Below are 11,849 nucleotides of genomic sequence, written 5' to 3' on the forward strand. Positions count from 1 at the left end.
GGCGGCTCTTTCGTTGTCCGGCCCGCCCAGCTCGTCACCGCCACGAAGGGAGACACCGGTGGACGCCGTCCTCGTCGTCAATGCCGACCTCGGCCCGCTGCACCGGGTCACCGTCCAGCACGCGATCCGGATGCTCTGCCGGCGGGTCGCCGAGATCCACGAGGCCGAGCCGGACCGGGTGATCGGCGTGTTCCCGGTCCCCCGGGTGGTGCGCCTGGTCCGCTACGTGGTGACCCGGTGGCGGTTCAGCGCCGCCCCGGCCTGGTCCCGTGCCGGCGTGCTACGCCGCGACGGGCGCTGCTGCGCGTACTGCGGGGGGCCGGCCGGCACCGTCGACCACGTCCTGCCCCGCTCGCGCGGCGGCCGGAACACCTGGCGTAACACGACCGCCGCCTGCTACGCGTGCAACCAGCGCAAGGGCGACCGGACGCCGGCCGAGGCGGGCATGCCGCTGCGGCGCGAGCCGGTGGTGCCGACCTGGGCGTCGCTGGCCGGGCGGTGACGGACCGGCCGGCGGGAACGGGGGGCCGCGTCGGGGTACGACCCTCGGCGCGGCACCCGCCGGCCCCGCACCGGCGGCGGGGCGCGGGGAGTTTCCCGCACCCCGCCGAGGTGTCACCGGACCGTGGTCGAGAACGACCGTGAGCCGGACGAGGTGCCGTCGGCATACTTCACGGAGAACCAGAAGTAGGTCCAGCCGGAGGCCGTCGGCGTCCACGTGATCCGGGCCTTACCGTCGGCGTCCAGCGGCACCACCGTCGGGTTGCTGTCGGCGGTGGTGAACCAGTTGACCGAGGTAGCCCCCTGCGGCACGGCCGGTGTCACCGTGAACACTCCGGGGACACCGACCCCGCCGCCCGAACCCTCGATCGGATACACACCGTCCGAGGCCACCGTCGGCGCGTCGTCGACGTAGAAGGTGGTCTCCTGCTCGTACAGCGCCTCACCGGCGGCGTTGCGGCCGGCGTAGGCGAGCGTGTGCTGGCCGCCCTTGAGCGGCCCGATCACCGGCTCGGCCACCCCCTCGGCGCCCATCGCGACGGACTGCTCCGCCGCGCCGTCGACGCGGTAGGTGACAGTGGTGACGCCGTTGCCGGGCTGTGTGCCGAACCGTATCGTCACCGCGATGCCGGCCCCGGACGGGTCCGGCTCCTGCTTCGTCGACCAGGCGGTGACCGTCCGGTCCCGGACGTTGAACGTGTACGCCCGCACCGGTGAGGTGTTGCCGGCCCGGTCGACGCTGACCACGTAGAGCGTCTGCGCTCCGGCGCCACGGGGCCGCCACTGGATGGTCGCCGCGCCGCCGAGCTGGTCGGCGGGCACCTGGTTGTAGAGGCTCCACTGGTTCTCGCCGTACTGGAAGCGCACCACGTCACCGACACCGTGGGCCGTGAGCAGGAAGGTGCCGGTGACGTCGGTGCCGCCGGTCGGGCTGGTCGGGTTCTCCGGATACTCCGGAGATGCCACGGTCGGCGGGACACCGGGAGCCGTCCGGTCCACCAGGAAGCGACACGGGTCACTCCACGGCGACCAGGCGCGCTGGTCGTACGTCCGGGCGTGCCAGGCGTACTCGCCGTCGGGCAGGGAGGTCACCGGCACCGTGCCGACGCCGCTCAGGCCGTCCCCACCGCTCGAGACGGCCGTCTGCATCGCGGTGACGGCCGACGGGTCGGCGACCGGCCAGAACTCGAACTCGGGGGTCAGCGAGTCGCCCGGGTCGCGGTCCCGGTCGGTCATGTTCGCGTACGCGCTGAAGTCCGACCGGGCGAAGTAAGCTGCGCCGCACGGTGTGTCGGTGTTGCCGTTGTAGAGCCTGGTCGGCTTCAGCGGAGCGGTGTTGGTCAGCTCCACCTCGAACCGGAACTCGTTGGTCTCCAACCAGCGGCCGTGAAAGACGCTCCCCTCGTGCCGCTTGGGAATGCGCAGCTCGGTGGTGAGCTTGTCGTCGCCCCGGGTCAGTGCGTCACGCAGGGCGGCGGCCAGGTCCCAGGTCGTTCGCCAGGAGGTGCAGTCGCTTCCCTCGGCGGTCGCGTCGACCGCCTTGCCGATCGTCCTCGGCGGGCTCGACCAGCTGTTCTCACCAGTGAAGGCCGCGGTGGGTCGGGCGGTGGTCGTACGCGCGCGGGAGCAGTCGTTCGCCCTGCTCTCCCGCGCGACGAGCGCGGCCTTGCTCACCCGCCCCGCATAGATCCCGCCGATGTCGAAGGTGACGTAGACCCGGGAGGTGTGGACGGTCTGGACGTCGTCGCGCCACGAGCCAACCGGGATGTCGCCCCCGCTGGGGTGGAAGACCGCGCTGTCGGGTTTGGTGGAGTCGGTGTAGGCGAGGAACGAGGGGGTGAGCACGTGGTGCGGCTCGGCGGCTGCGGCCGGCCCGGCGGGGAGGCCGACGGCTCCCAGCACCAGTGCGGCGACGACCACGCCTGCCGACGTGCGCCCGCGCCCCCGAAGACCGCGGGTGGTGAATCTCAACTGGAGCTCCTCCTTCATGGCTCGCCGTCGAGCGGCGGCCCACCCGGATCGTAGTGACCGTCGTCGACGGCGACGGCCTTCACCACCGCCTACGGTCCGACGCCGGGCGGGAACCACCCGATCGGCGGAGGTCGATCACCCCGGCTGGCGGTGCGCGGTCGGGCCGTCCGGCCGGTTCCTGCGACGAGGTCAGCGCGGGCGGGGGTCGTCGGAGTAGCGTGCGGGCAACCGGTACCAGTGTGGGACCAGCGTGACCGCCGCCCGTGTCAGCCCGTCCGGGCCGCCGGTCCGACGCCCGCGTCCGCCTCCTCCGCCCGAACGGGGAACAGATGAACCATCCTGCCCGCAGGTACGCCGCCTTCGCCGCGGCTGCGGTGCTCAGCCTGACCACCGGTCTGGCCGCCACACCCGCGTACGCCGAGGAGCCCACCCCGGGGGCGATCTCCGGCCACGTGGTGACGGAGCAGCCCGGCAGCGTGACCGTCAACCTCTTCACCACCGACGGCGCCGCCGGCGGGCAGGTCCTGTCCGACACCGAGGGCAACTTCCGGTTCTCCTCGGTGCCGGCCGGGACCTACAAGATCCAGTATGGTTTCCTTGGCCGCTTCCAGTGGTCCCACCAGAAGCTCGGCTACTCCACGGCCGACTTGGTGACGGTCGCGCCCGGCGCGACCACCACCGTCCCCGAGGAGACCATGCTGCTGCCCGGCGTCGTGGAGGTGGTGGCCACCGACGCGGTCAGCGGCGCTCCGGTCGACGCGATCTGCGCCGGCGTCCAGGAACACTCCCTCCAGTGCGGAGCCACGAACGGCCGCCTGCGGCTGGAGAACCTGGCGTCCGGGACGTACACCCTCCACGTGCGCTCGTCGGACGGCCTGCACGCCCGCCAGGAGGTCAGGAACGTCTCGGTCGCCCTCGGCCGGACCACCCGGGTCGAGGTCGCCCTCCGGCCCACCACCGCCATCACCACCACCGTGGTGGACCGGGCCACCGGTCAGCCGGTGCCGTACACCTGCGTGGCCGCCCTGCCGCTGGTCTTCGGCGCGCTGGACGACGACACCTGCCGGTGGGACGTGAACTACACCGACGATCAGGGCCGGGTCACTCTGCGGGAGCTGGAGCCGGGCGATTACACCCTGCTGGCCCTCCCCGGCGACGACGTGCACGGCGCCCAGTGGGTGGGCCGCAACGGCGGCGTCGGCCGGCAGCACGACGCGCTGCGCGTCGACGGACAGGGCGGCCGGCTGAGCACCGTCCCCACGGTCAAGCTGGATCCGGCCGCCCGGATCACCGGAACCATCCGGGACGCCGCGACCGGCGAGCCCCTGGTCAACGGCTGTGCGTCCCTGCTGCCCCTGCGGCAGGGCAGCGGCGGGCCGCCCGGGATCGGCAGGTTCTGCGCCGACTCGGAGGGCGCCTACACCGTGCCGAACCTCGGCCCGTACGCCTGGCCGCTGCAGTTTTCGCACTTCTACGACCACGCCGAGCCCTACGCGGCGGTCTGGTCGGGTGGCACGCCGAACCGCCGGGCCGCGGAGGCGGTCAGGGCGGGAACCGACGAGCCGGGCATCGCCGACATCTCGCTGCGCAGGACCGGCCCCCGGATCAACGTCGCCGCGACCTCCGCGGACGGTCAGCCGTACCACGGTTGGCTCGCCGGCGAGGTCTACAACGCGACCACGGGCGACCTGGTGAAGGAATACTCCTTCCATTACGGGCCACGGGTGATCGAGGGGCTCGCGGACCAGCCGGTCAAGCTCCGGTACGTCCCGAACCCGCCATGGACCGCCGGCTGGTACGGCGGCACCGACCGGTCCTCGGCGAAGACGATCCGGTTGCGCGACGACGCGGCCCGGTCGATCACGATCGTCCTGGCCGACCCGGCCTGACCCGGACCGGGGGTGGGGGTCGAACGACCGCCCCACCCCCGGTCGGGTCACGTCCCGCGCGGGCGGGGCGCTCTCCCCGCCGCCCCTGCGGGTGATGGATCCGGTCAGCGCAGGGCGGGCGGCGTCCAGCCGAAGCGGGGCGGGCGACGCTCGTGGAAGGCCGCGACGCCCTCACGGGCCTCGCCGCTGGCCCGGACCTGCCCGTGCCACCAGGCGATCCGGTTCTCGTCCGCCCGCCCGTCGACGATCTCCTTGGCGGCGGCGACGCTGAGCTGCGACCGGGCCACCACGGCGGCGGTGAGTTCCTCCACCCGGGCGGCGAGCCGGTCGCCCGGCAGCACCTCGTCGACCAGGCCCACCCGCAGCGCCCGCTCGGCGTCGACCAGCTCGGCGGTGAACAGCAGGTGCTTGGCGGCGGCCGGGCCGACCAGCCGGGCCAGCCGGCGGGTGGTCGGCGCCGGGTACACCAGGCCCAGCCGCGCCGGCGGCACGCCGAACCGGGCGTCGGCGGCGGCGACCCGCAGGTCGCAGGCGACGGCGAGCTGACAGCCGCCGCCCACGCACGCGCCCCGGACGACGGCGAGGGTCGGCTTGGCGAAGGCGGCGAGCCGCTCCTCGGCGGCCACCGCGATGCTGGCGTCACCGGCGTCCAGCAGCTCGTCCAGGTCGCCCAGGTCCGCGCCGGCGCAGAAGGTGTCCCCGGCGCCGGTGAGCACCAGCGCCCGGACGGCCGGATCGGCCTCCAGCCCGTCGAGCAGTTCCGGCAGCCGCCGCCACATCGCGGTGGTCATCGCGTTGCGCCGCGCCGGGTTGCGGATCACCACCCTCGCCACCGGCCCGCTCACCTCGACGAGGAGATCCGCGTCCGCCACCGTCACCACCCCTTCGACGTCCCGCCCGGCCACCGGGAGCGGCGCCGCGTCGGTGCGGCGACCATAACGACGGCGGCCCGGCGACCACCGTGGCGGGGTGGTCGCCGGCCCCCGCCGCCTGCCGCCGGGACGCCTCCAGCTACCGGCTCGCCGCCGGCACGGTCGGGACCGGCTACGTGGACTGCCCGGCCGACGACGGGGCGCCCAGCGCGCGGGCCCGGCGGGCTATCTCGGCGAAGCCGTACTCCTGGGCCAAGCGCAGCGCCTGCTCGGCGTGGTCCCGGCAGGAGCGTCGGTCGCCACCCGCCATCTCGGCGTCGGCCAGGGACAGCAGGGCGTGCGCGGTGACGTAGGTGTTGGCGCCCTCGGTCGCCAGGCGCACCGCCTCCGCCGCGTCGGTTCGGGCGGCGGCGGGGTCGCTGCCGGCCAGGACGGCGGCCCGCCCGGCGAGCGCCACCGACCTGACGTCCGCGTCGTGCAGGTGTCTGGCGAGTGCGGCGGCCTGCCGGGCGTGCTCGACCGCGGCGTCGGTGTCGCCGTACGCGCGGTGCACCAGAGCGAGGTCGACGAGGACCAGGACCTCCTGCTCCTCGTCGTCGAGATCGCGGCAGATCGCCAGAGCCCGCTGGAGCTGGTCGGCAGCGACGTCGAGATTGCCGAGATGGCGGTGCGCCTGGGCGCAACCCGCCAGATAGACGCCGTCGTGCTGGCCGCCGCCGAACTCGGCGTACAGATCCAGGCAGCGTTGCAGGTGCCGGACCGCCGCGGGGAAGTCGCCCAGCCGCAGCTCGGACAGGCCGAGGTTGCCGAGGTTGTTGGCCTGGCTACCGACCCGACCGAGTTGCTGGTTGAGGTCGTAGGCCCGCCGGTAGTGCTCGGCGGCCTCGGTGAGGCGGCCGAGCTCGCTGAACGCGATGCCCAGGTTGCCGACGGCGCTGGCCTCGCCCGCCGTCCATCCGGCGGCCCGGCTCGCCGCTGCCGCTACCCGCAGGTGTCCGACGGCGTCGGCGTACCTGCCGAAGTTGATGTCCGCCATGCCCAGTCCGAAGGACCCGGCGGCGATCGCCTGCTGTTCGCCCGCGTCGGTGGCGGCATCCCGGCCGGCAAGCTCCGTGGCACGCCACTCGACGGTGCAACGGCGGAGCCAGAAGTAGGGCCGCAACGCCTGAGCCAGCCGCCAGGCCGCGTCGGGATGGCCTTCCGCAGCCGCTGCCGCGACGGCGGCGACGAGGACGGCGCGTTCGGCATCGAGCCATTCCAACGCCGCCGTGCGGTCCGGGAACCCGCCCGGCTGCGGCGGCTCGCCGGGCAGTCGCAGGGCGGTCGGGAACGCCAACACCGCCGCCGCGTCCGCGCGGTCGCGGTAGTGGTCGTAGAACCGACCGACCGCAGCCGCCGTTTCGGGCTCGTTCAGGCGGCACTGCTCGTTGGCGTACTCGCGGAGCAGGTCGTGCATGGCGTACCGGCCGGGGCCGACCCGCTCGACGAGGTGGGCGGCCGCCAGCTGGTCGAGCAGTTCCGCGGCGTGCCAGGCGGTGGTGTCGCCGACCGCGGCGGCGGCGTCGGCCGCGATGTCCGGTGCCGGCACCGCGCCGCAGAGCCGGAACAGCCGGGCCGCGGCGGCGGAGAGCCGTTGGCTGGAACGGTCGAACGCGGCCCGGACGGCCGCGAGCTCGTCGACGGGAACCTGCAGTATGTCGAGCCGGGCGGCGCGGCGCAGCTCGGCCACATAGCCGACGAGACCGGGCCCGGCCGGGTCGCACAGGTGCGCGCCCGCGATCCGCAGCGCCAGCGGCAGGTACGCGCACGCCGCCACGAGCTCGGCTGCGGCGGCCGGGTCGGCGTCGACGGCGCCCTCGCCCAGCATCCGCCGGAGCAGGCGCACGGCGTCGACGGAGCTGAGTCGCGACAGTGGCACGCGCCGCGCTCCGTCGATGGCGACCAGCCCGGTGAGGCTGTCGCGGCTGGTGACCACGACCATCGTGCCCGGCTGGGTGGGCAACAGCGGTCGAACCTGTTCTGCGGTGGCCGCGTTGTCGGCGACGACGAGGACGCGGCGACCGGTGAGGACCGCGCGGTAGGCGTTGGCAGCGGCGTCCTCGTCGGCCGGAATCTCCTCCGGTGTGACCCCGAGCGCCTGTAGCAGGACCGCGAGCGCGGCGAGCGGCGGAAGCTCCGCGCCCGGACCGTGTCCACGCAGGTTGACGTATACCTGGCCGTCCGGGAACAGGGCACGCCGACGGTGTCCCCAGTGCAGGGCGAGGGCCGTCTTGCCGACGCCCGCCGTACCGGTGACGACGGCGACGACGGGCTCGTGCGGCGCCTCACCTGCCAGGGCGTCCAACGCCGCGACGTCACCGGCGCGGCCGGTGAAGTCGGGCACCGCGCGGGGCAGGTGGCAGCCACCGGCGGACGGGGCCACCGCGGGCGGTGGCGCCTCGGGGGCCGCGAGCGACGGGTCCTCGCGCAGGATCAGGTCCCGGGTACGCAGCAGGTCGGGCCCGGGGTCGACACCCAGTTCGTCGGCGAGTCGTCCACGGATCTGCTCGAAGGCGGCGAGCGCGTCGGCCTGGCGTCCGCTGCGGTAGAGGGCGATCATCAGCTGGCTGTGCAACCGCTCCCGCCACGGGTTCTCGGCGACGAGCGTGGCGAGGGTGGACAGAGCCGCCCGGTGCTCGCCGAGCGCGAGCCGGGCGTCGATCAACTGCTCGGTCGCGTCGATACGGGCCTGGTCGAGCCGCTCGGCGGCGGCCCTCATCAGCGGCGTGGTCAGGCCGTCCAGTGCGGGGCCGCGAAAGAGCGCCAGTGCCTTCTCCAGCGCGCTCACGCCGCCGCCGAGGTCGCCCGCACCGATGCTGTCGGTGCCCACCCGCAGGAACCGGTCGAACTCGTCGACGTCGAGGGCGATGCCGTCCAGCCGGATGCGGTAGCTGCTGCCGGTGGACTCGATGATCTGGCGGCCGAGGGCCGCGTGCAGCGTCTGGCGGAGCGTGGAGACCCGGTTCTGGGCCTGGGTACGGGCCCTCGCGGGCCGGTCGTCGCCCCAGGCGGCCTCGACCAACCGGTCGACCTGGACATACCGGTCCGCCTCCAGCAGCAGAGCGGCGAGCACCGCCTGGGAGACCCGCCCGCTGATCGGCACCGTCGTTTCCCCGCACACCAGGTCGACCGGTCCCAGCAGCCGGAAGATAGCTGCGCTGTGCACGTGAAATCCCCCTGCGTGGCCCCGCGGGGACACCGGGCAGCGGCCCCCGCACGACCACGAGTGTGCCGGCTGTCGCACGTCACGGCTAGGTAGTCGCGTTGAAGATCACCACTTCCCGCCCAACGCGCCGCTGACAGCATCGGCCCGACGACCGACACCAGAGCCGACGTGTCTCGTCCCGCCGGATCGTGGCAGCCGACCCGCCCCCGTGACGGGCCGACTACACAATGGTCAGGCGGGTGCGGCCGCTGACCCGGGTCCGGGACCCGTACGTGGCGTTGCCGGCTCGGACCGTGCCGCCCCCGACGCCACCTGGTCCGGCTGCCCCGGGTAGGTGCGCTACTGGTGTTCGTTAGGAGGTCCGGGCCTCCCAGCGGTGGTCGTGGGCGGTACGAGGCGCGGGGCCCTGCCGACTGTGTCAATGATGCGTGTGGAACCTCCTCCCGTACGCTCCGGCGGGCTGCCGGTCCGTGCTGACGACACGCTAGGCGGGCCGACCCCAGATCCGTCACAGATCCGTCACAGGCAGCATCTGAGCAGCTCGAAGATCGAGGCGCTCCCGCTCACGGGCCCGGCCGCCGGGTCAGCAGCCTGCGTCACCGACTCCACCCGGGTCGGCCGGGGGGTCGCCGACCCGCTGCACGACGAGTTCCTGCGCCGCTTCGTCGCGCGCACCGCGACGCTGCGGCTGGGAGTCGGCGGCGGCTCCGAGGCCGACCTCGGCTCGCTGGCCTCCGCTCGGCAGCTCGGCAGCTCGGCACCGTCACCGCGCACGGCGCCGACGCCGTCGAGCGGGCGCCGACGTGCTCGCCCACACCGGCGCCGACGCGGCGCTGGGCCGGCTCGCCGACGAGTTGCCGGCCTGCCGACCGGCCGGGCGGGCACCCGTTGGCTTCCCGGCAGACCGGTGCCGCGCAGCCCTGGCGGCAGGTGTGCGCCTCCGGACACCTGGACCACCTACGCCAGGGATTCGTGGCCCGGATACTGCCAAGGCCATCTCGTGGTGACCCATGAGATGGCCTTGGCAGTGCTCGCCCGTCCGTTCCCTGACGGGCGAGCGTCTGACCCGCCTCCGGTGCTGAGTACGCGTTCCTCAGACCACCCCGCGCTCGCCGGACGTCAGGCTCGGGTAATCCAGTAGAGCAGGTGGGGACCGCAGGTCCCCGGATCCGTCTGGGATCGAGTGACCACCCAACCCGCGGGCACCTGGGTCGCGGAGCAGATGTGCATCCCGTTGTAGAGGTTGCTCGTGACCCAGTAGCTCAGGTGCGGCCCGCAGGTGACCGGGTTCGTCTGCGCCTGGGTGGCCACCCAGCCCGCGGGCACGCGGGTGGCGGAGCAGATGTGCATTCCGTTGTAGAGGTCGTTGGTGATCCAGTAGTGCAGGTGGGGGCCGCAGTTGGCGGGATCCCTGTGCGCCTGGGTGACCACCCAGCCGGCGGGCACCGGCGTGGCCGAGCACATCGTGGTGCTGGCGGCCTGTGCGGGGCTGGCAACAGCGAGAGAGGGGCCGAGGATGGTCGCGGCGAGCGCCATCGCCATCAGAATTCGGTGCACAGGACCGAAGTACCTTCTCGGCTGCTGACTCGTTCTCATGGATTCCTCCACTTTAGCTGGATATTGTCCCAGGTCTGATGAAATGACCGCGGCTGATGCCTTGGGACCTGGTCGAACAACGGACTGTAAATCGAGCCTGGCCGCATGACCGGCCGGCCGACGGGCCCCGCCGCCCCACGGAAGGGAACGAGACCGTACGGGAATTGGATCAGCATCAGGCCGGGTCTGGGGACTACCAACTGGTTTCATCGCCCATACCAGAGCCGGCTCGTGCGCGATCGTCGCTGATGCCGCCGCGAGTGCGAGGTGCGCCTGACACGACCGACAGGGTGGATGGTGCAGCCCTCCACCGGTCGATCCGGCATCGGCGCTGCTCGACCTGCGAGCCCGAAGACGCATGCCCGGCAGCCCCCACCGGAACAACCTGGACAGGGCGGCTCCAACTAATCCCCTCCGCAACAATCATCGATCGTCGACGGCGGATGCGGAAATGCCGCCGCACGACTACCGGACTCCATTCGGTGCCGAATTAGTCGCTGTCCGTATCGGCGGTCGCCGCCCTGCCTCATTTACCAGTCCAGCGCGGCGTCGCCCTCACCAATCGCGCGCAGCGGCCATACCATCTGAACTCGTGGAAACAATAGATCTTCGACTTCTGCTGGGTGTCGCGCACGGTGATGACTGCCCCACCCTCGCCGCCTCGCTCGGCCTCGGCGAACCCGCCGTGCGCAAGCGCCTACGCCGGATGGCCGGCGCCGAGGAGTCGGCCTGGCTGCGACAGGCGGGACGACAGCACCACCTGACCGAGCGGGGAAGGGCCATGGTGGGTCCGGCCAGCCAGGCGGTGGCCGCATCCCAGGAAATCGTGCGACTTCTCGGCGTCGAGTCCCTTTCGATGCGGCACGTCCGGGTGGTCACCACGATTGCCGCGACCGGCTCGATCGGCACCGCTGCCGGCCAGCTACAGATCCCGCAGCCTTCGCTGAGTGCGCAGTTGGCCCGGATCGAGCGACGCTGGCAGGCCACCCTGTTCGAGCGCACCCGAAGCGGTGTCGAGCCTGCCCCCAGGCTCGTCGAGCTGCTGCCGCACCTGCGCCTGCTGGACCGGGCGCTGTCCTGTCTCGCCGCGCCGGCCGCAGCCGAGGAACCTTCGGTGCCCCCAGGGGACCTGCAGTTGGCCAGCGAATTCGGTTTCCACGGACTCATCGACGCGCTCCGCGACGATGCCCAGGTCGACGTGCGGCAACACATCATCGAGATCCCGGGCCCGGACTGGACGCCGACGATGCTCGCCGCCGACATCTGCCTCTACGCCGATCTTCCCTTCGTCAGCCTCGCCGTACCACCCGGGCGGGAGAAAGCCGTCGCGTTCGAGGATCCTGCCCACGTCCTGATGCCACTCGGTGCCGATGGCGGCCGGACGGCGGTGAGCCTGCGCGAGCTGGCCGACTACGACTGGATCAGTGGTCCGCCCGGCAGCCGCAACCACCAGTCGGTGCTGCTGCTCTGCCGGTCGATGGGATTCGATCCACGGATCCGGTTCACCGCCCTCAACGGGCCCAGCGGTCGCCGCATCATCGAAGATGGTTCAGCGGTGGCCCTCACCGGCGCGACCCTGGTCCCCAGTGGCGCGGTGCGTGCCGTCCGACTTGCCGAGGACGTCCGGGTGCGGATGACAGTCGGATGGCGGCGACGCAGCACGGCCACCGCGACGGCTCAGTGGATCGTGCGCTGGCTGCGAGAGGGGCAGATCCGGCGACTGGCGGAGCTACGCCCGGAACTGCTCGCCGAGATGCGTGCCGACCCGGTCGGATGGCCCGCCTTCGCCGAGGCGCGATCCGACTGTCAGTGACA

General features: G+C 73.0%; 7 protein-coding genes. 3 read left to right on the forward strand and 4 right to left on the reverse strand.

Annotation, left to right across the window (positions count from 1 at the left end; all coding sequences use genetic code 11):
* The first annotated feature begins 58 nt into the window (after window positions 1-58).
* Entirely contained in the window at window positions 59-502 is a 444-nt protein-coding gene (locus KBX06_RS04110) for an HNH endonuclease (RefSeq protein WP_210832767.1), read from the forward strand.
* Window positions 503-615: 113 nt separating this feature from the next.
* Here the strand turns inward: KBX06_RS04110 and KBX06_RS04115 are convergent, their stop codons facing one another.
* Window positions 616-2,472 (reverse strand): hypothetical protein, encoded by a 1,857-nt coding sequence (locus tag KBX06_RS04115; RefSeq protein WP_210832768.1) that lies wholly within the window; start codon window positions 2,470-2,472, stop codon window positions 616-618.
* Between the two features lie 329 nt (window positions 2,473-2,801).
* Here KBX06_RS04115 and KBX06_RS04120 point away from each other — a divergent pair, with 329 nt between their 5' ends.
* On the forward strand, window positions 2,802-4,361 hold the full coding sequence (locus KBX06_RS04120; protein WP_210832769.1) for a collagen binding domain-containing protein: 1,560 nt from the start codon (window positions 2,802-2,804) through the stop codon (window positions 4,359-4,361).
* Between the two features lie 104 nt (window positions 4,362-4,465).
* On the opposite strand, the gene KBX06_RS04125 is transcribed toward KBX06_RS04120, so the two are convergent.
* From KBX06_RS04125 to KBX06_RS04135, 3 genes are all read right to left on the reverse strand, one after another.
* Window positions 4,466-5,239, reverse strand: coding sequence for an enoyl-CoA hydratase/isomerase family protein (locus tag KBX06_RS04125; RefSeq protein ID WP_210832965.1), 774 nt, complete (start codon window positions 5,237-5,239; stop codon window positions 4,466-4,468).
* Window positions 5,240-5,405: 166 nt separating this feature from the next.
* Window positions 5,406-8,438, reverse strand: coding sequence for a BTAD domain-containing putative transcriptional regulator (locus KBX06_RS04130; RefSeq protein WP_210832770.1), 3,033 nt, complete (start codon window positions 8,436-8,438; stop codon window positions 5,406-5,408).
* 1,119 nt (window positions 8,439-9,557) lie between these two features.
* Window positions 9,558-9,995: a hypothetical protein gene (locus tag KBX06_RS04135; RefSeq protein WP_210832771.1), complete on the reverse strand. Its 438-nt coding sequence runs from the start codon at window positions 9,993-9,995 to the stop codon at window positions 9,558-9,560.
* 490 nt (window positions 9,996-10,485) lie between these two features.
* On the opposite strand from KBX06_RS04135, the gene KBX06_RS04140 reads away from it, so the two are divergent.
* On the forward strand, window positions 10,486-11,847 hold the full coding sequence (locus KBX06_RS04140) for a LysR family transcriptional regulator (RefSeq protein ID WP_210832772.1): 1,362 nt from the start codon (window positions 10,486-10,488) through the stop codon (window positions 11,845-11,847).
* Window positions 11,848-11,849 lie beyond the last annotated feature (2 nt).

It is taken from the genome of Micromonospora sp. C31, assembly GCF_018070575.1.
Classification (GTDB): Bacteria; Actinomycetota; Actinomycetes; order Mycobacteriales; family Micromonosporaceae; genus Micromonospora.